This window comes from Collinsella sp. AF29-7AC, assembly GCF_003475665.1.
GTDB lineage: Bacteria > Actinomycetota > Coriobacteriia > Coriobacteriales > Coriobacteriaceae > Collinsella.
Genome location: NZ_QRQX01000029.1, coordinates 1 through 19,996 on the forward strand (window position 1 = coordinate 1; position 19,996 = coordinate 19,996).

The following is a 19,996-nucleotide window of genomic DNA, read 5'->3' on the forward strand; positions in this document are numbered from 1 at the left end:
GTTCCGCTATGCGGTTGTCAATTTGCGAAAGAAATTATGCGTCACCCCCAGGGAAACGGGCCTCTTTACTTGTAAAAACAAATGGTAATGCCACTGTCTCTTGAAGCACATCGCCACCGCGCTCCAAACAATGCCAACGAGCAGCATTCCTTAAGGGATAGATTTAATTAGGCTAACGCGCCTTTACGGGTGTTTTTTGGACGAAGTGGTCCCGGTGCCGGCGGGCTGTTTGGTAGTCGAGCGATCCCGCAGGCAAAGCCGAGGACCAGCGAGACACCAAACAGCCCGCCGGCACCGGGACCGCATCGCGGCACCAAAAAAGCGCCCGTGCGCTCGATGGATTCGGATGCCCGACAGAGGCTCCTTATGGCTGCTTCCTTCCGGACCTGACCAGATTCGGAACATGTCGTCATCCGAACCCATCGAACGCGCTAGGCGCTCGGTATATCTTACCTGCTCCCGCCCGCCACGGCAAGTGGGGCGAACCCATCGGATGGATTCGCCCCACTCGTCCATATCGCTAGCGGCGCCTGCGGTACAGGACCGCGCCGCCTGCGACGGTCAGAGCGCCGATGCCGGCCATGACCGCGAGCGCGGCCGCCGGCAGGCTGCGGTCGCCGGTGTCGGGCATACCGCCCTTGGAGCCGTCACCGCTAGCGCCGCTGCCGGAGCCGTTATCTGAACCGCCGCCCGAGCCGCCGCCCGGCGTGCCGGGGTTCTCGGGGGTGCCGGGGGTGCCGGGCTCCTCGGCGTAGCTGTTGGTGAAGACCGGCGGCAGGTTGGTGTCGCCCTCGTAGGAAACCTTCGCCGACAGATAGCCCGTCCTGGTGCCGTCTGCCGCCTCGTCGCTCACCGTGACGACGATCTTGTGCACCGCCTTGTCGTAGGTCACGTGTGCCTGGCCGTCGTCAACCTCGCTCGCCGTGAAGGTGTAGGTGCCGGCCTGCTTGAAGGTCAGCGCATCGAACGTGACGCTGCCGTCGGCGGCATTCTTGGCGGTCGACATGACCTTGCCGTCCCGGCCCTTGAGCTCAAAGCCAAACTGGCCCGCCTTGAGCTCGGCGCCCTTGAGCACCTTGGCGGCGCCCAGCTTGAGGGTGACGGGCGCGGCCTCGTAGCCGTTGGTAAAGATCGCCGAGGTGTCGCCCGCGGCATTGCCCTCGGCATCCGTCAGCTCGTGCTTGACGGTAAGCGTGCCGTTTCCGGCATCGGTGACCGTCGTGCGCACGCGGTACGTCGTCTTGTCGTACGTCACGCCGCCCGCCGTGCCGGCGGACTCGCGCAGCTCGTAGCTGTGCGTACCGGGCGCGGTGTAGGTGACGGGGCTGAGCGCGACCGTGCCGTCGGCGGCGTTCTTGCCCGTCGCCGCGACGCTCTCGCTGCCGTCGGCGGCAAGCTTGACCAGCTGGAACTCGAACTCGCCCTCGGCCAGGTCACGGCCCTTGAGCTTCTTGCTCACCTTGATCTGATCGGTGACGGAGCTCGGCGTCGGCTTCACGCCGTAGGTGTTGGTGAACTCGAACGCGCCCTTGCCCTCGGGCGTGCCCTCTGCGGGCAGGACCTCCGCGGCGAGCGTGCCCGCGTTGGTGTCCTCGACCACCCTGACCGTGAAGGTCCTGGTCGCCGTCGCGTCGTTGACCACGCCATCGACCGAGCCGGACTCGCTCACCCGGTAGGCAAACGTCTTGGTACGCAGGCCGTCGCCGTCAATCTCGACGTCATTGAGGTCGCTCGGCTGCTTGAACGTGACGCGGCCCAGCGCGACGTTACCGGCGGCGTCGTTGGTCGCCTCGGTCACCGTCTTGCCGGAGGCGTCGACCGGCGCGGGCGCGCCATCCAGCGGCTCAATCTTAAAGGTGTACTTGCCCGCAATGTCGGCCTGCGTGAGGCCAAGCCCGGCCTGGCCGAGCGCCAGCGTCTTGGTGCCCGCGAGATCGACCGTCGCCTCGCCGGCGCTATAGGCATTCACAAACGACAGCGTGCCGTCGGAGCCCTCGGGGTAGGTCACGGCCACATCCAGCCCGCCCTTGCCGTTATCGGTCACCTTGACCGTAATGCCGAAGCTCGACGCGGCCGCCGTCACGCCCGCGGGCAGCCGGTCCGTGCCGTCCTCGGAAACGGTATAGGGAATGACCCAGGAGCCGTCGGCGGCCCTGGTGGCGGTGCCGTCCGCCACCATCTGCTCGAGAGCGTCGGTGGTGTAGGCGATGGGCGAGAACGCGAGCCCCGCGGCCTCGCCGTCGCCGGAGGCCTGGTTGGTCGCGGTCGCGACCACGTTGCCCCGGGCATCGCGGACGGAGAACGAGAACTCGCCCGCCGCCGCGGCGCGACCCGTCAGCGTCTTGGTGGCGTTGATGACCACGCCGCCCTCGCCGCCGAGCGTTCCGGTAGCCTCGTAGGAGTTCTGGAACGCGACCGCCACGGGCGCGGGCGTCTCCGTGGCGTCATCTGCCGTGGAGACCTCGCTGCGAGCGACCTCGACACCGTCCTTGGCAACCGTGGTCGTAACCGTGAGCTTGCCCGTCGCGGCGTCGTAGCCGGGCGCGATGGTCACCGTGCGCGGCGCGGTGTCGTTGGCGTAGCCCTCGCCGCCGAGCTTGGTCTCGGTGACGGTGAAGCTGTAGGTCTTGCCCGCGTCGGCGTCGGTGAACTTCACGTCGCTGCCCGCAGCACCGCCGATGAGGTCGACCAGGTCGGCCGCACCGTCATCGGCCGCGGCCACGGCGTAGGCGTCCTTGTCGGTCTTGAGGCCAAGCCTGGCGGCCGTCTCGGCGTCGGCGGTCACGGTGAAGGCGAACTGCCCCGCCTCCATGGCGCGGCCGGAGAGCGTCTTGGACAGGCGCACGCCCGCGCGGGCCGAGTAGTCGAGCTCGGTCGTGTAGGTGTTGACGAAGTCGCCGCCGCTCGCCTGCGCGATCGCGGGCGTCGAGGCCGTGAGGTTGCCGGAGCCGTCGTCGGTCACGGTCACCGTCATCGTGGCGGCGTGGCCGTCGTAAGCCACGCCGGCGATGGCGGAGCCGTCATCGGGCTTGACCTCGCGCACCGTGTAGGTGAAGGTCTTGGCGCGCACGCGCTTGCCGCCGACCTCGGCGAACCCGGCGTCCTTGATGTCATTGAGCGTGTAGCGGATGGGGCCGAAGTCGAAGGCGACCCTATCGCCCGCCTTGGTGCCGGCGGCGGCCGTCACGCTGACGGTCTTGGAGCCGTCGGCAGACCCCTCGGGCATGGGGGCGCCGCCCTCGCCCGCGAGCGCGAACTGGAAGCTGTCGCCCTCCGCCCAGTCGCGGCCCTCGAGCGTCTTGGTGAAGAGCCCCGCGGTGGAGACGTCTCTGCCCTCGGTGGCCGTTCCGTACGTGTTGGTGAACGCGACGGTCGCGCCGTCCTCGTTCACGGCGCCTTCGGCCCCCTCGGCCGTGGTCGTGTAGCCCTCGGCGGCATCCTCGGTCACGGTGTAGCGCGCGCCCACGGGCAGGCCGGCGATGGTCTTCTCCCCGCCGTCCCTGAGCGTGAAGGTCGCCTTGCCGTCCGTGAACGTCACGGCGTTCTTGCCCTTGCCGAAGGTGCCGGAGACGGGCTCGCCGTCCCCGTCGGTCAGCGCGACCGTAAAGCCGAACTCGCGTTGGCTGTCGCCGCCGACGACCGTCTTCTTGACGGTGAGGCTGCCCTCGCGGGACACGCTGTTGTGGGTCGTGTTGGTCTGGGATTCGTTCTCCCCCACCTTGACCGTGGCGGTGTTGGAGATGTCGTCGACCACGGCGGCTTCGGCGGAGACCTTCACGTCAAAGCTGAGCGTGCCCGTGGCACCCGCAGCCTGCTCGCCGAGCGACCAGGTAAGGGTGCGCGTCGCGGCGTCGTAGGCGGCGCCGTCGGCAGAGCCCTCGACGTAGTCAACGCCCTTGGGCAGGACATCGGTCACCGTCACGTCGGCCGCCTGCGCGGCGCCTCTGTCGTCGACGCTGTTATTGGCCCAGCCGATGGTATAGGTGAGGGTATCGCCCACGCCCACCGGTTTGCCATCCACATCGACCTTGGCGCCCGAGGCGTCCGCCTTGGTGACGGTCTTGGTGTTGTCGTGCGGCGTGAAGGTGTTGGTGAAAGTCTTCTTGCCCCGCTCGTTGGAGATCTCGGCCTTAAGGCCGGCGCCAGTCTGAGTCACTGCGATGTCGAAGGTGTAGGCATGCGCATCGTCCTCAATCAGGACATCGCCGCTTGCTTTCTCGGTCACGGTCGCGTGGTAGGTGCCCAGATTGGTGAAGCTGAGCTCGCCAAAGGAAACCTTGCCGTCCTTGTCATTCTTCGCCTCGATTGGGTAGCCCTCGAGGACATTGCCCACGCCATCGGTGAGGGAGAGCTCGAAGGTGAATTCCCCCTCCTGGAGGCCGGGCTTGCGGCCTCCCGCGAGCACCTTGGTGAGCTCGGGGACGGACGCCGTGGCGGGGGCGGGGTCGAAGGTGTTGGTGAAGGCGGCGGAGGAGACCTGGTCTGCCGCGATGGAGCCATCGGCCTTGGATCCCTCGGCTCCGTTCACCGCGGCCTTGTAGCCATCGGCGGCACGTTCGGTCACCGTGTAGGCGGTTCCCGCGGGCAGCCCCGTGATCCTCGCCGTCTGGCCATCTTTGAGCTTGAGGGTCGTCTTGCCGTCCTTGAACGTCGCGTCACCGTAGGTGCCGGACACGCCGTGGCCCGCGGCATCGGTGGCCTCGACCGCAAACTCAAATGTCTTGTCCGCGTCGACCGCCAGGCCCTCGCGCGCCGCGACGGCCTTGGAGACGTCGAGCTCGCCCGTCTTCACGGTGTTGGTCACGGTGAAGCCGTGCTCGGCGTCGCCGGAGACCTTAGAGCTGTAGCCCTCGACGGGCACCTCGGCCACGGTGTAGGAGACCTCGGAGCCGGACTTGGAGTACTTGGCCAGGCCCTCGAAGGAGCCCTTCCAGCCGTTGGACTCGTCGAGCTCGATCGACTGGCCGGCGTCCTTCCCGTCGGCGAGCAGGCGCACGGTGGCCTTCTCGGCCGCCGGGCCGACCCACTTCTTCTCGACGGGCACCGAGACCTTGGCCGTGGAGGTGTTGGTCACGGTGAAGCCGCGCTCGGCGTCGCCGGTGACCTTCGAGCTGTAGCCCTCGACAGGGTCCTCGGCCACGGTGTAGGCGATCGCGGAGCCGGACTTGGAGTACTTGGCCAGGCCCTCGAAGGAGTGCTTCCAGCTATTGGACTTCGACAGCTCGGCCGACTCGCCGGTGTCCTTCCCGTCGGCGAGCAGGCGCACGGTGGCCTTCTCGGCCGCCGGGCCGACCCACTTCTTCTCGACGGGCACCGAGACCTTGGCCGTGGAGGTGTTGGTCACGGTGAAGCCGCGCTCGGCGTCGCCGGTGACCTTCGAGCTGTAGCCCTCGACGGGGTCCTCGGCCACGGTGTAGGCGATCACGGCACCGAAAGCATCGCGCTGCGGCAGGTTGGAGAAGACGCCCTTCCAGTCGTTGGACTCGCTCAGGGTGATCGAATCGATGACGATATCGCCGTTCTTGAGATTTACTTTGACCTTATTAGGATGGGGGATCCTGGGGTTCTCCCAGACCTTTTTGATGGGAATGTCGATGTTCTCGGACTTACCGATGACGACACCGCCGTTGGCGCCGATGCCGCCTCCCAACGGCGCCGTATTGCCAGAGATCGTCAGCGACGCCTGGCCGCCGCCGAGGTTATACACATCCTCGCTCATCACAGATTTAAGCGCGACGTTCGGCGTGGCGTCGGTAAAGGACAGGGGATCGCCGTTGTCGCCATCGGGCGAGAATCGCGGGATTTTGGGGTTTGTTGCCGCAATAGTGCCGTAGGGCTTAAACAGCCCACCGTCTCTGTACCAGCTGACCTTTCCGCCGCCCGGAGCGCGGTTGGCCAAGGTCAGTTTGTATTTGGCGTCTTTGGCGCCGGTGAAGACGAAGTCGTCTCCCGCCTCATCAGCCGTGTTCTTGGCGATCAGGCCGCCGTCCTGGACGTAGACCTTGGCATCTCCGGTCGGGCAGAACCACATGCCGCCGCCCTGCTTATCCGCATGGTTATCAACAACGAGGGCGTTTTCGATGCGGAGCGTGCTATAGCCATGAGCCTCGTTGCCTTCGCTATACACGCCGCCGCCCATGCTCCGAGCAGTATTACCCTTGATCTTGCCCGCGCTGAGCGTGACGCCATTCGAATAGGCATAGACGCCTCCGCCGGCGGAAGCGGAGTTGCCAGATATGGACCCGCCTTGCATGGTGAAAGCAGTATTCCCTGTTTCGCCGCCCTGACAGCCCGGGTCGACCACACACACTCCGCCGCCTTTGCCGTTGCCAGACGCAACGTTGTTCTCAATCTCTCCACCCTTCATGGTGAACTCGGCGTTGCCCTCAATGTGAACTGCTCCAGAGGGATCTAAGGGCCCCGCCTCCAGTTTACTGCTCCTGTTGCCGGAAATCTGACCACCAGTCATCGTGAACTTGGCTCTTTGGCTATCGCCCTCCCCCTCACTGTATGCAAGGACCGCGCTGCCTCGATAGCCGCTGTTGCCCTCGATGCTGCCTCCGCTCATGTCGAAGCGGGCATTGCCCACCAACATGACGCCAGAAGATGTGAGGTGATAGCCGTTAGTGTCTCCGGTAACGACGATTCCGTTCTTACGGATAACGCCGCCCTTCATGACAACATGAGCGCCGTCCTTCGCGTGGACAGCGCCGCAATACGCGTCCTTAAGTTCGCACTGCTCGATAACGCCGCCCGTCATGGTAAGCGAAGCCTTGTCTCCCGACACGTCGACAACACCAGTATTGACGGTGCTCGCAGCGCCGTCGCACACAACGGCCTCGTCAGAGAGCACAACCGCTCCCTTGCTAGAAATAATGGCGCCCTTGTTGTAGCGACCACTCAGGGACACTTTCCCCGACAGCTCGAGGGATGCCCCCTCGGCAACATTGACCAGTACGGAGACGTCGCTATTCTTTGTTGCCAAAATGGTATAGGGCTTATCCGACCTGATCTTAATCATCTTCTCGGCAGGAATCGTGAGCGTGGAGCCGAGCTTCACGTGCTTTTTCAGGGTGATGACGGTTTCCTTGCCATCGGGGGCCTTGTCGACCAGATCCTGAAGGGTCTTGGCGCTGCCATCGCTCACGGTATCGCCGACGCTGTCATCGATGGACTCGCGCGTGTAGACGATATCGACGCCAGAGGACGGGAGGTTCTCCGAGTCGGTGATGTCGTCCCTGCTGTTTTCGATCGTGATCTTTTGAACCGTGCTGCCGTCAAACATGTCCCGGGGTATTTTGGTGAGGCCGTGCCCGATCGTCACATCCTTCACGCCATCTACGCCCGAGAAGGCTGCCGTGCCAACGGAAGTCACGGAATCTGGAATGGAAAGCTGCTCCGGCAACGTGCCGCGAAAGAAGGCGTAGTTGCCAATTTTCTCAAGTGTCTCGGGAAGCTGAACGGCGACGTTGCTCCAGATAAAGGCCCAGTCACCGATACTCTGCAGGCTGTCGCAAAGCCCCACGATCTTAACCGGCGCGTAGCAGAACGCATAGCCCGGAATGCTCTGAAGCGAGGACAGGTCCACGGACGCCCGCAGCTTTTTGCACTTGTAGAAAGCCCCCCAGCCCATGTTTGTCACCTTGCTTAGATTGGGCACGCTCACCAGGCTGGCGCACCCCTGGAAAGCAGAGGATCCGATGCTCGTCAATGTGCCCGGGAAATCGATGCCGGTCAAACTCGAGCAATTCTGAAACGCCCCATCCCCGATGGACTCAATTTCGCTCAGCGCGGTGACGGACGTTAGAGAGGTGCATCCGTCAAACATGTGCGAGGGGATCTTCGTAACCGATGCGGGCAACGACACGCTTGTCAGAGACGTGCAGCCTTTGAGCACGCCCGTTATGGTGTCGGCGAAGGCGACATCTTTTGGAAACTCGATGCTTGTGAGGGCCGTAGCCCCCCCGAAGGCGCTCGGGCCCGAAATCATTTTGAGGGTGGAGGGGAGATCGATCTCCGAAAGGCTTTTGCAGCCCGTGACCATCGAGTTGGCGCTAATCTTCTCGACGCCCTCATCGAAATAGAGTTTTTCGAGCGAGCCGGCGTTTTGCAGCGTGCAACTGAAGTCCTTGATGGAGCCAGGGATATGGAGCTCCTTGACCTTTGCGAACTTTCGGAAATACCATCCGCGCACGTTTTCGAGCGTGTCGGGGAGCGTCAGCTGCTCAACGTTCTTGGCCACGATACCAGACGAGAAAAAAAGTTCGGTGACTTTGTAGGTCTGGCCGCCATGCTCGATGGAACTGGGCACATTCACCGCGGTCACACTGTCGTCGGCAACAATACCTGTGATTTCCGCCGTGCCCTTATCCGTGGTCTCGCACGAATAGGTCACGCCGTCCTGGGTGATCTTAAACTCCTCCGCAGTATACGCAGTCCGCGATTCCGTGGCCGCATATGCGACACCGGCCGTCGCGCCAACGGATAAACAACCGAAGCCGAGAACCAGCGCAAGGCAGAGAGCGGCGACTCTCTGCCCCCCCCCCGCCGAAAACTTTCCTCTCCAATTCCCTTCTCCCCCTCTGGTGTCGCCCTCTCTTCCCAAGAGCGATCTATTGATTAGGACAGATTAAAGACAACATTATGCCCAAAGAGGTCCATCATGGAGATAATCCACGTCTTCGCCCGAAATGGTAATAAATTGGCAGGATTAATCGGCGAACAACTGAACGAAGAGCAATCTACTAATGGCACACAAATGGCGGCGCCAACACCTGAAGTGCATAGTCTCCGATCCCCAGACAACACCATCGAGCGCCGCAGGGCGCAGGATTAAATTGTTCAGATTCACATGCCTTTACGGGTGTTTTCCTAGTCCCAAAAAGACCGGTCTGACGCTGCGCCACGAAAAGGGCCTATCTACTACGTTTTGGTCACAGGGGTCGACCATAGCCGACTTTTTCGAAAATCGGCAAGCTTTCTACCCGCGGTTTTGTTTTTGCAAATTCCGGGATGGTCGAAGGTGGCCGGTTTAACGTAGTAGATGGCCGCATTTCGTGGCAAACGGTCCGACCCAAGACCCAAGGCAGCCAACCTCGAATGGCCATTCTCGAAGTTGCGGTGGAATACGGACTGAATTGGCACCTTAAAGGCAAAAACACTCCGTATTTCACCGCAAGTTATTGGGGAGGGATTGGTTTTAGAGGCGGCCAAGGTCGTAGGCTCGCGCGGCAGACTCGCCGGCGCAGATGAGGTTGGTTGCGGCTTCTTGCGGGTCGAGTGCCTGCTCCAGGTCCATGGGCTTGCGACAGATCGGCAGTACAAGGTCGATGCCCTGCTCGTACACCGCATCCAGGTTGTCAGCGCGACCGCCCACGACGGCGACCACCGGCTTGCCATAGCGCTTGGCACGGCGGGCCACACCCACCGGCGCTTTGCCGGCGGCGGATTGCTCGTCCATATTGCCCTCGCCCGTTATGACCAGATCGACATCCCGCACGCGCTCGTCAAACCCAATCAGATCAAGCACCGTCTCCACGCCCGAATGTAGCTCTGCACCGAGCGCTAGCAGCGCGGCGCCCAGGCCGCCGGCGGCACCTGCGCCGGGCACGCCGAGCACCGAGCCAAATGTCCGTGCGCCCTCGGGCGTGCGCAACAACCCCTGGGCCCGAGCCTCGACAATTGCCGTATCGAGCAGACGACCGTAGCCGACCATCCAGCTGTCGTACTTGCCCAGGGCCTCGGCATCCCCCGTCGGCAGACCCTTCTGTCCACCGAACACTGCCAGCGCACCGCGGCGCCCCACGAGTGGGTTCTCGACATCAGAAAGCACCACGACACGCGCGCCGTTCAGCGCCCGAAGCGCTGGCGCCAAATCAACGCTCGCCACCTGCTCAAGGCCAGCAAGACCGGGCGCGATATCGCAGCCACGGTCATCGACAAGACGCGCGCCCAGCGCCTGCAGCATGCCGGCGCCACCGTCGTTGGTGGCACTGCCGCCCAGACCAATATAGATAGTCTTTGCCCCAGCACGAACCGCACGGAGCATCAGCTCGCCCACGCCATAGGTCGAAGCCGCAAGCGCCGCCGATTCCGTGCAGGGTGAATACCCAATACCCGCCGCCTCGGCCATCTCAATTACAGCCGACTCGCGCTCGCCGTCCACCAGCATCCGGGCAGCCACGCGCTTGCCCAAGGGACCTGCCACCTCACAGGTCACAAGCTCGCCACCGCATGCGGCAACGGCATCGAGCGTTCCCTCGCCGCCATCCGCCAGCGGCAGCGCGCTTACTTGGGCATCGGGCCACACGCGGCGCACGCCTTCGGCAACCGCCGCCTCCGCCTGCGCACTCGACACGCTGCCCTTAAAGGAGTCGATCGCCAGCAGCACACGGCGGGGCCGGCGGCACGCAGGACCAAAGTCAACCGCCGCGCCAGCATCCTCACCGGCACCCGCAAGCGCTGCGGCGTGAGCGGCGTGTGCGTCAAGATTGGCCCCACAACCGCAATCAGCGCCGCCCGCCCCGCGCAGACCGCCAAAATAGCTACTCAGCAGCTCGCGGCATTCATCCGCCAAGACCCCAGCCGTCACATTAAACCGATGATTCAGGCGCGAATCGGCATTGAGGTCGTATAGCGACCCCAGAGCGCCCGCCTTAGCATCGGCCGCGCCGTACACGCAGCGCCCCACGCGCGCATTAACCATAAGCCCCGCGCACATGCAGCAGGGCTCGAGCGTCACGTAGACCGTACAATCGGAAAGGCGCCAACGACCGAGCGACTGAGCGGCGGCGCATAGGGCCGCAAACTCGGCATGCGCCGAAGGGTCCTGGTCGAGCTCGCGGCGATTATGCGCCCGCGCGACAATCTCACCCGCGCGCACCACTACGGCACCGATCGGCACCTCGCCCACCGCCGCGGCGGCACGCGCCTCCGCCAGCGCCTCACACATGAACTTCTCATCGATTCCGGTGCTCGTCATCGTTCGCCTCCCCTGTTGCAAATCCAAAACGATGCTATCATTACGACTCACGGAGAGATGGCAGAGCGGTTGAATGCGGCGGTCTTGAAAACCGTTGAGCGCGAGAGCGTTCCGGGGGTTCGAATCCCCCTCTCTCCGCCACTTTTAGTGATGCACCGGCGTCATGGTCCGCTCGAACAGCGCATCGACAACGTCGGCTATCTCGGAGCGATGTTCCAGATCGTGACCCGATTCCCACCACATAGTAAAAAGCCGAATAATGCCGCCGGCGACAAACTCAGCCGTCGTGTCGAGCGACACGGGCGCAAGCGCGTCCTCGTCTAACGCACTCATCACACGCTCGCGGATAGAGCGGGCAATGCGGTCGCAAATCATGCTGGTCAGCATGCCCGACATGCTGCTCGCCAAAATGTTGTCCATGAGCTGCTCATGGGCCAGAATCAGGTCCATGGCGTCGGTGAACACCTCGTGGCGAAGCACGCGCACGTCGTCAGCCGACACCGTGCCGCCCTCGCCAACCCGCTTTTGCGGCAAACCCGACATAAGCTCATCGATATAAAAGGCAAAGTAATCGTTCTTGTCGCGAAAGTGCTTGTAGAACGTCGTGCGGCGAATCATGGCCCGGTCGCACAGCATGGCAACCGTCAGATCCTCAAAACGATGCTCCTCGAGAAGCTCGGTGAAGGCATCGAACAGGGCGCGGTAGGTTTTCTTAATGCGAAGGTCCACTGGTATCGCCATCCTCAGGGCAAAGACAACACTCGACAATCTGTCGCATATCTTACACCTGTACCTCGCGCGCTTTGCCCCGGTGCCAACCCCGCCGAAAACATAACGCTTACCGGAAAGTTCGGCACGGCAAAACGTTGCGGGTATACTAGTAGCGTTATACCAACGGCAGCTGGCGCATGCCGCCGCGGCCATTCGAAACGGAGACATCATGATTACCGTCATCATCGGCATCGTTGTTGTCATTGTGATTGTCTGCGCCATCGCCGGCATCTACAACAACATGGTCACCAAGCGTAACCGCATCGATAACGCCTGGCAGAACATCGATACGCAGCTGCAGCGCCGCAACGACCTGATCCCTAACCTAGTCGAGACCGTCAAGGGCTATGCCAAACACGAGCAGGACACGCTTGCCGCCGTGGTCAACGCGCGCAACGCCGCCGTGAGCGCTACCACGCCCGAAGCCAAGATGGAAGCCGACAACGTGCTGACCGGCGCCCTGCGCCAGCTCTTCGCCGTGGCCGAGGCTTACCCCGATCTTAAGGCGAACACCAACTTTACGCAGCTCCAAGCCACGCTCGAAGACACCGAGAACAAGGTAAGCTACGCGCGCCAGAGCTACAACGACTGCGTGCTTAGCTACAACAACGCCATCCAGACGTTCCCGGCCGTTATCTTTGCCGGCATCTTCCAGTTTAAGGAGCGCCAGGGCTTCGAGGCCGCCGAAGCTGCCCGCCAGGCACCGACCGTCAAGTTCTAACAGATCCGCAGCGTATCCTTAATCGGGTATATGCATAAACCGCCCCGTCGAATGCATACTTCGACGGGGCGGTTTCCCTTATCGCGAAGGTCCCCCTCAAGGCGCCGTGCATTTTTGGGAGTATTCAGCACAGCCAAGAGCTTTGGGCTCCGCAGCAGAGGCGTTAGATAGCGAATACCCCTGCAGCCAGAGACCCAGCAGCCCATAACACCGCCTATTATTCGCGAAAAGCATCGACAAGCACGGATTTTTGCCCGAACGACGGTATACAGGAGCCTTCGATTGCAGAATACTCGCAAAAATGCACGTCGCCACCACCCCCACATGGCGCGACGCAAAACAAAAGCGCGGCCTAAAAGGCCGCGCGCCATCTTTCATTCAGATCTATATTGCCCGTAACGGCAGCGCCGAGGTAACGCAGGCCCGAGGGCAACCTTCCTTTCCGGCGCACTCCGCAGGACGAAAGAACCTCCGCCGCACGAAGTGCGCTGCGGAGGTTCTTGCATGTCCGAGGACGCGCCGGAAAGGAAGGTTGCCCTCGGGCCGAACAGCTATGGCAGCTTACGCGACGGTGTAAACCCAGTCGTGCTTATCCTCGACAGCACCAGATTGGATGCCGGTCAGGGTCTCGCGGAGCTTCTTCATCACAGGGCCGATCTCGGTGTAGCCAGCCGGGAAGGTCACGGTCTCGTCGGCGCCGTAAACCTTGTTGTCGATCTCGCCAACCGGGGAGATGACGGCAGCGGTGCCGCACAGGCCGCACTCGACAAAGGTGCCGGCCTTGACCTCGGCCCACTCGACGGGACGCTGGTCAACGGTCATGCCCAGGTCCTGAGCAACCTGAACGAGCGAACGGCGGGTGATGGAGGGCAGGATGGAGTCGGTGTGCGACTGCGGAACGACGAGCGTGCCGTCCTCCTTCACGAACAGGACGTTGGCGCCACCGGTCTCCTCGACATAGGTGCGGGACTCGGAGTCGAGATACAGGTTCTCGGCATAGCCCTCGCGATGGGCCTCCATCGTGGGCTTGAGGGACATGGCGTAGTTGAGGCCGGCCTTGATGTTGCCGGTGCCGTGCGGTGCCGCACGGTCATACTCGGAAACGCGCAGCTTGACGGGCTTAAGGCCACCCTTAAAGTACGGACCGACCGGGGTCACGAGAATGCGGAACGTGTACTCAGGAGCGGGAGCCACGCCGATCACGTCACCGGAGCCGATCATAAACGGACGCACGTACAGGGTCGCGCCGGAACCGAAGGGCGGAACCCAGGCGGCGTTGGCAGAAACGACCTGCTTGACGGCCTCAACGAACTTGTCCTTGGGGAACGGGGGCATCTCCAGACGCTGGGCGGAGTTGTACATACGCTCGGCGTTCATATCGGGACGGAAGCAGACGATGCTGCCATCCTCGGCGGTGTAGGCTTTCAGGCCCTCAAAGACCTCCTGGCAGTAGTGGAAGATGCCGCCGCACTCGGAGACGTGCATGGTGTGGTCGGTGGTCAGGCCGCCCTCGTCCCACTCGCCGTCCTTCCAATGGGCCTCGTAGCTGTAATCGGTCTTCATGTAGCTAAAGCCGAGGCTACCCCAATCGATATCCTTCTTCTCGACAGTCATATGTCGCTCCTTACATACACGGTTGCATACTCGCGAACCCGCACGCAAGGACCGAAGCCGGCCGCGTCGCAACGTCGCATACCCGGAGCGTAGAGCCGGGCAGGACACGCGGGCAGCATCAAAGCCGATGGCGCGTCGATTCGCATGCAGGTGATTGTACTCCCCGCACGCCTTAGATAAAACGATTTTCTTTAACTAAGTAAAGTATTTTCATTTGCCTTCTACACAAAAGGCCCGCCATCGAATCCGATGACGGGCCTTGGAATTAACGTCCGAAAACAAGCTCGGACTAGGCGTTCTTTTTACCGAGCTTAGCCTTAACCAGACCGACCACGGTCGGGATGATCGACACGGCGACAATGCCCACGATCAGCAGCTCAAAGTGCTCCTGCACAAACGGAATGCCACCAAAGAAGTGACCAAGCAGCGTAAAGACTGTCGACCAGGTAATGCCACCCAGCACGTTAAAGATGACAAAGTTGCGCCAGTGCATACCGCCCATGCCGGCGATAAAAGGCACAAAGGTGCGAATGAACGGGAAGAAGCGACCGAGGAAGATGGCCAGATGGCCCCACTTATCCAGGAAATCCTCGGACTTTTTGATGCGCTCGGGCGTCATGGCCTTTACCTTGCCCGAGGCGATGATCTTGCGGCCAAAGAAGTGACCGATCATAAAGTTGCACTGATCGCCCAGGATGGCTGCGGCCCATGCGGTGGCCAGAAGCGCCACGATGTTAAAGCCGCCGTTATGGGCAAAGAAGCCCGAGGCAAACAGCAGCGAGTCGCCGGGAAGGAACGGGAAGAACACCACGCCCGTCTCGATAAAGATGATCAGGAACACGCAGCCGTAGGCCATGAGCGGGCCGGCGGCGATCCAGCTGGCGATCGCAGTGCGCGGATCCTTAAGCAGCTCGGCGATAAAATTGATGAAACCCATGAAGTAAAACCTCTCAGTTGTGGGCGCGGACACGTCCAAGTCGACCAGTATACGGTTGCGGCGCGAGCACGGGCCAAACCCCTCAAAAGTCTTACTTCATTACCAGCAAGTTTGCATAACTGACACCTGTCGCCTAAAGCAAAGCAAGATTGCCCTTCCTAATCCCTAGCGAATCGATATACTTTATTGAATCGCATTGTCACGGCGCTAAGGGAGGGCGGCCGGTGAGCTTTATCAACACCATTCGCGAGGACATCAAGACCGTCCAGGCGCAGGATCCTGCCGCGCAAAATGGCCTAGTCATCTTCCTGTCCTACCCCGGCCTGCACGCCAAGTGGAATCATGTGCCCGAACACTGGCTGTGGAAACACGGCCATCGATCGCTTGCCCGTGTGCTCTCGCAGTTAACCCGCCATATCACCGGCGTCGAAATTCATCCCGCCGCGCAGATCGGCAAGCACTTCTTTATCGACCACGCCATGGGCGTCGTTATTGGCGAGACTACCATCGTGGGCGACAACTGCGTGCTCTACCAGGGCGTCACGCTCGGCGGCACCGGCAACGAGACCGGCAAACGCCACCCCACCCTGGGCAACAATGTCACCGTGGGCACGGGCGCCAAGGTGCTTGGCAACATCCACATCGGCAACAACGTCAAGATCGGCGGCAACTCGGTCGTCGTCAAGGACGTGCCCGACAACTGCACCGTCGTGGGCGTGCCCGGGCGCATCATCAAGCGCAACGGCTGCCGCGTGTTCGAGGAGAGCTTCGACGCCAAGCAGCATCGCGAGTACATGCCCGACGATGCCGCCGAGCAGAGCGCCCTCAACCGTCAGGGCATCACCGAAAACGCCCGTCGCGTCAAGGAACTCGAGCAAGAGGTGGCCGAGCTCAAAGCCCTCGTCGCCAAGCTCGTGGACGAGCGCTAGGGCCGCGGGCAACCGCCACAGCATGAACGCCAACACAAAAGGCGCGCCAGGGAATCCGCCCCCGGCGCGCTTTCTTTTCGATGTGACATGCGGGACTGACCCTTTGTCACCTTATGCGAACTGGCTTAGGTAGAGGTCGGCATAAGCGCCCTCGGCAGCCAGCAGCTCCTTGTGCGTACCCTGCTCGATGATATTGCCGTGATCCATGACCAGGATGAGGTCGGCATCGACGATCGTCGACAGACGGTGCGCGATCACAAAGCTCGTGCGCCCGCGCATGAGCGCATCCATAGCACGGCCGATGGCGAGCTCGGTGCGCGTGTCCACGCTCGACGTCGCCTCGTCCAGGATGAGGATCGCCGGGTTGTTGAGCAGCACGCGCGCGATGGTCAGCAGCTGACGTTGGCCCTGGCTGATGCTCTCGGCATCGTTAGCCACACGCGTGTCGTAGCCCTGCGGCATAGTGCGCACAAAGAAGTCGACCCGTGCGGCACGTGCGGCCGCGACAATCTCCTCGCGCGTCGCCTCGGGACAGCCGTAGGCGATGTTCTCGGCAATGGTGCCATCAAATAGCCAAGCGTCCTGCAACACCATGCCAAACTGCTGGCGTAGCTCGCCGCGGTTCATGCGGCTCGTGTCCACGCCGTCGAGGGTAATGCGGCCGCCGTCGATCTCGTAAAAGCGCATGAGCAGGTTGATGAGCGTGGTCTTACCCGCGCCCGTGGTTCCCACCACGGCGATCTTCTGACCCGGCTCGGCGGTAAACGACACGTCTCGCATAAGCGGCTTGTCGGGCGAATAGCCAAAGCGCACATGCTCAAAAGCGACACGGCCTTCCACTTTGCCCGGCAGCTTGGCGGCGGCCACCGGCAACGGATCGGCCTCCATCTCGGGCTCGTCGAGCAGGTCGAACACGCGCTCGGCGCTCGCCAGCGCACTCTGCAGCGAGTTAAAGGTAAACGACAGCTCTGTCATGGGCTCGGACGCCTCGTTGATGAACTGGAAGAACGCCTGGAACACGCCGACGGTCATATGCCCGGCAACCAGCATGCTGCAGCCCACCAGCGCGATCACGATCTGCGCCAAACGGCCGATAAAGCGCACCGCGGGGCCGACGGCGTTAATCATAAAGTCGGCCTTGGTGCTCACGCGCGCCAACTCGTTCGAAGCCTCATGCACCTCGGCCGAGCTCTGGCGCTCACGGTTGAACGCGCGAATCACCAGGCGGCCCGAATAGCCCTCCTCGACCGCACTCGTAATCTTGGACACCCACTCCTGGCGCTCGCCCGTCACGTCATGCGTGCGGCGCGAAACTACCTTGGTCACCAGCAGCGACACCGCCGTAAAGCCCAAAAAGACGAGCGTGAGCTCGACGCTGAACACAAACATCATGCTCACAGCGCCCACAACCGTACCGATCGACACGAGCAGCTGCAACAAGCCGCGCTGCATGCTCTCGGACATCTTGTCCAGGTCGTTGGTCGCACGGCTGACCACCTCACCGGGACGATGCGCGTCAAAGTAGGCAAGCGGCAGACGGCTGAGCTTTTGCGCAATGCGGTTGCGCAGACGCAGGTTGAGTCGCTCGGCCACACTCGACATCAAAAAGCTCTGCAGCGCATAGAAGGAAGCGGCTGCCGTCCAAATCATAAAGTAGACGAAAATGGTCTTGCCGCAATGTTCCCAGGTAATGCTGAAGGTAGTGTCGTTGGCAAACGCCACCTGCATATGACCCCACAGCTCATCGATCACGCGAGCGCTGTACGCTGGCGCGGCGGTGTTGAAGATGGCGTAGAACACGATGCTCGCGAACACAATATAGAAGCGCCAATGGTCGCCGGCGGCCTCGCTCCACAGGCGGCGCACCGTCGCCCAGGTGTCGCGGGGCGTCTCGTCCTCGTCCTCGTCGTCAACGTCACGCATGCGCTCCGCCTCGGCGCGGGTGCGCTCGTCCTCGGCGCGCTCGTTTTCCTCGTAGAGCGCCTGGCGGCGAGCTTCGCGCTCCGCCGCTGCCTTGGCGTCTTCGTCCAGGTCGGGCGTGGCGCCCGTCTCCTCGACTGTCTCTGCAGCCGCGGCGTCATCGGCGATGCTCTGCTTCTTGAACTCCTCGGTCATGCTACTCACCTCCCTTCATCTGCGATTCCGCGATAGCGCGGTACACCTCGCAGGTTTCCATGAGCTCGTCGTGCGTGCCTAGACCCACGACCTCACCGTCCTTGAGCACCACAATCTGATCGGCATGCAAAATAGTCGAGATGCGCTGGGCGATGATGAGCACCGCGGCATCGCACGTCTCGCCCTGCAGCGCATGGCGCAGTGCCGCATCGGTCTTAAAGTCCAGAGCCGAAAAACTGTCGTCGAAGATATACAGATCGGCATGTTTCATGAGTGCGCGGGCAATCGCCAGGCGCTGGCGCTGACCACCCGAGAAGTTTGTGCCGCCCTGGGCCACCGGCGTATCGAGCCCCTGGGGCTGGTCGAGCACAAAGGTGCTCTGGGCAACCTCCAGCGCATGGAGCATGTCAGCCTCGGTCGCACCCTCGTTACCAAAGCGCAGGTTGCTCGCCACCGTACCCGAGAACAGCCATGCCTTCTGCGGAACATAGGCGATACGCCCGCGGATGTCGTCTTGCGAAAGGTCGCGCAGATCGATGCCGTTCAGGCGAATGGTGCCCTTCGTGGCATCGTGGAAGCGAAGCAAGAGCTTGGCCACCGTTGACTTGCCCGAGCCCGTCGAGCCCACGATCGCGGTCGTCTGTCCACGGCGGCAGGCAAAACTCAGGTTGCACAGGGTGTCCTCGTCGGCATCGTCAAAACGGAACGACATGTGGTCGAACACGGCCACCGCGTCGGCTCCATCTGCGGACTCGGGCGCCCCGTCGCCCAGCGCAGCCTTGCCGTCCACGATGCTCGGCTCGATTTCGAGCACCTGCTGCGCACGGTTGAGGCACGCCGCGGCGCGCGGAAGCGTCAGCACCACCACCTGCGCCATCATCACAAAGAACAGGATCAGGATCGCGTACTCCAGCACGGCCGAGATGCTGCCGATTTGCATGGCATGGACGCCCACGCGGTTGCCGCCCACCCACAGCACCGCCACCTCGGCGATATTCATCAAAAAGAAGCTGGAGCTGTCGAGACCCACAAACAGGTGGTTGACCTTGATGGCATTGGCTGCGTAATCGCTAAACACCTCGTCCAGGCGCTGCTCCTCGTGGCGCTCCTTGTTAAATGCACGGATGACGCGCACGCCCACGATGTTCTCGCGCAGCACCACGTTCATGCGGTCGATAAAGCTCTGCAGGCGCATAAAGATCGGCGCGGCGTTGGCAACGGTAAAGACCGCCGCCACCAGCAAGATCGCAACGACCACGCCCAGCAGCGTGCCCATGGCAGGATCGATAAACCAGGCAAAGATGATGCCCGCCACGGCCAAGAACGGTACCGGTAACACCAGCTGAATCGTCTGCAGGATCGCTTGCTGGATCACGTTGATGTCGTTGAGCGAGCGCGTGATCATCGAACCCGTACCAAAGCGCTCAAAGTCGCTGGCGGACAGCTCGAGCGACTTATCGTAGACGGCGTTGCGAATGTCGCAGGCCACATTGGCCGCCAGACGGGCCGAAAGATAGCAGCCCAGCACCGCGCCGCCACTGGCCATGCCGGTCGCGATGAGCATATACACGCCGTTGCGCAAGATGTAGTCGATATCACCCGTCGTGATACCAGTATTGACCATATTCGCCAACATTGTAGGCACCAGCAGCGTGCCGACGTTATCTATCAGCAGTACAAACAGCGTCACCGCAATCAGCCCGCGATACGGCCTCATAAATCTCATTAAGAGTCGCATGTCTCCCCTTCTCCCTTATCGTCAGCCTCGTTCTCGGCGGCCACTTGCCGTTTAAATGCCTCGCACTCTTCGTTAAGAACATGGGAGAACTTACCGACCAAGCGCATGATCTCGCGCTGTTCCCACGGCTCGAGCGCCTCGAATGCTCCGCTGGTATATAACAGGCTCTCCGTCAAGGTCGTCTTACCTG

11 protein-coding genes, 1 tRNA gene and 1 other RNA gene are annotated in these 19,996 nt (G+C 62.2%); 4 read left to right on the forward strand and 9 right to left on the reverse strand.

What is annotated here, in order from left to right:
- Nucleotides 1-330: 330 nt before the first annotated feature.
- Nucleotides 331-426, reverse strand: an RNA gene (gene ffs / locus DWZ15_RS09620) — signal recognition particle sRNA small type.
- 94 nt (nt 427-520) lie between these two features.
- Nucleotides 521-8,395: a Spy0128 family protein gene (locus tag DWZ15_RS09625; protein WP_147352334.1), complete on the reverse strand. Its 7,875-nt coding sequence runs from the start codon at nt 8,393-8,395 to the stop codon at nt 521-523.
- A 267-nt stretch (nt 8,396-8,662) separates the two neighbouring features.
- Between DWZ15_RS09625 and DWZ15_RS10510 the strand changes: the two genes are divergently transcribed.
- The gene (locus tag DWZ15_RS10510) at nt 8,663-8,836 is read left to right on the forward strand and encodes a hypothetical protein (protein WP_158559663.1); all 174 of its coding nucleotides are present in this window, start codon (nt 8,663-8,665) and stop codon (nt 8,834-8,836) included.
- A 363-nt stretch (nt 8,837-9,199) separates the two neighbouring features.
- Here the strand turns inward: DWZ15_RS10510 and tadA are convergent, their stop codons facing one another.
- On the reverse strand, nt 9,200-10,981 hold the full coding sequence (tadA, locus tag DWZ15_RS09630; RefSeq protein WP_118450689.1) for a tRNA adenosine(34) deaminase TadA: 1,782 nt from the start codon (nt 10,979-10,981) through the stop codon (nt 9,200-9,202).
- A gap of 51 nt (nt 10,982-11,032) precedes the next feature.
- Here tadA and DWZ15_RS09635 point away from each other — a divergent pair.
- Nucleotides 11,033-11,122, forward strand: a tRNA-Ser gene (locus DWZ15_RS09635).
- 3 nt (nt 11,123-11,125) lie between these two features.
- Here the strand turns inward: DWZ15_RS09635 and DWZ15_RS09640 are convergent.
- Entirely contained in the window at nt 11,126-11,710 is a 585-nt protein-coding gene (locus DWZ15_RS09640) for a TetR/AcrR family transcriptional regulator (RefSeq protein WP_118450691.1), read from the reverse strand.
- A 211-nt stretch (nt 11,711-11,921) separates the two neighbouring features.
- Here DWZ15_RS09640 and DWZ15_RS09645 point away from each other — a divergent pair, with 211 nt between their 5' ends.
- Nucleotides 11,922-12,473 (forward strand): LemA family protein, encoded by a 552-nt coding sequence (locus tag DWZ15_RS09645; protein ID WP_199580071.1) that lies wholly within the window; start codon nt 11,922-11,924, stop codon nt 12,471-12,473.
- A gap of 561 nt (nt 12,474-13,034) precedes the next feature.
- Here the strand turns inward: DWZ15_RS09645 and DWZ15_RS09650 are convergent.
- Together DWZ15_RS09650 and DWZ15_RS09655 are read right to left on the reverse strand one after the other, a co-directional pair.
- A complete protein-coding gene (locus DWZ15_RS09650; RefSeq protein ID WP_118450695.1) occupies nt 13,035-14,087 on the reverse strand; it encodes a branched-chain amino acid aminotransferase in 1,053 nt (350 codons plus the stop codon).
- A gap of 289 nt (nt 14,088-14,376) precedes the next feature.
- Entirely contained in the window at nt 14,377-15,024 is a 648-nt protein-coding gene (locus DWZ15_RS09655) for a DedA family protein (RefSeq protein WP_118450697.1), read from the reverse strand.
- 224 nt (nt 15,025-15,248) lie between these two features.
- On the opposite strand from DWZ15_RS09655, the gene cysE reads away from it, so the two are divergent.
- Nucleotides 15,249-15,953, forward strand: a complete 705-nt coding sequence (gene cysE, locus DWZ15_RS09660) for a serine O-acetyltransferase (protein WP_118450699.1) — start codon at nt 15,249-15,251, stop codon at nt 15,951-15,953.
- Between the two features lie 111 nt (nt 15,954-16,064).
- Here cysE and DWZ15_RS09665 read toward each other — a convergent pair whose 3' ends face one another.
- The 3 genes from DWZ15_RS09665 to DWZ15_RS09675 form a co-directional block, all read right to left on the reverse strand.
- Nucleotides 16,065-18,068 (reverse strand): ABC transporter ATP-binding protein, encoded by a 2,004-nt coding sequence (locus tag DWZ15_RS09665; RefSeq protein ID WP_118450701.1) that lies wholly within the window; start codon nt 18,066-18,068, stop codon nt 16,065-16,067.
- 1 nt (nt 18,069) lies between these two features.
- On the reverse strand, nt 18,070-19,794 hold the full coding sequence (locus DWZ15_RS09670; RefSeq protein ID WP_118450703.1) for an ABC transporter ATP-binding protein: 1,725 nt from the start codon (nt 19,792-19,794) through the stop codon (nt 18,070-18,072).
- On the reverse strand, nt 19,794-19,996 hold a 203-nt coding region (locus tag DWZ15_RS09675; RefSeq protein WP_233544781.1), incomplete at its 5' end, for a hypothetical protein. The genes DWZ15_RS09675 and DWZ15_RS09670, both read right to left, overlap by 1 nt.

Bases quoted from the DNA above. Each gene is read 5' to 3' on its own strand.
- DWZ15_RS10510 (WP_158559663.1), top strand. From the start codon at position 8,663: ATGGAGATAATCCACGTCTTCGCCCGAAATGGTAATAAATTGGCAGGA.
- tadA (WP_118450689.1), bottom strand. From the start codon at position 10,981: ATGACGAGCACCGGAATCGATGAGAAGTTCATGTGTGAGGCGCTGGCG.
- DWZ15_RS09645 (WP_199580071.1), top strand. From the start codon at position 11,922: ATGATTACCGTCATCATCGGCATCGTTGTTGTCATTGTGATTGTCTGC.
- DWZ15_RS09650 (WP_118450695.1), bottom strand. From the start codon at position 14,087: ATGACTGTCGAGAAGAAGGATATCGATTGGGGTAGCCTCGGCTTTAGC.
- DWZ15_RS09655 (WP_118450697.1), bottom strand. From the start codon at position 15,024: ATGGGTTTCATCAATTTTATCGCCGAGCTGCTTAAGGATCCGCGCACT.
- DWZ15_RS09665 (WP_118450701.1), bottom strand. From the start codon at position 18,068: ATGACCGAGGAGTTCAAGAAGCAGAGCATCGCCGATGACGCCGCGGCT.
- DWZ15_RS09670 (WP_118450703.1), bottom strand. From the start codon at position 19,794: ATGAGATTTATGAGGCCGTATCGCGGGCTGATTGCGGTGACGCTGTTT.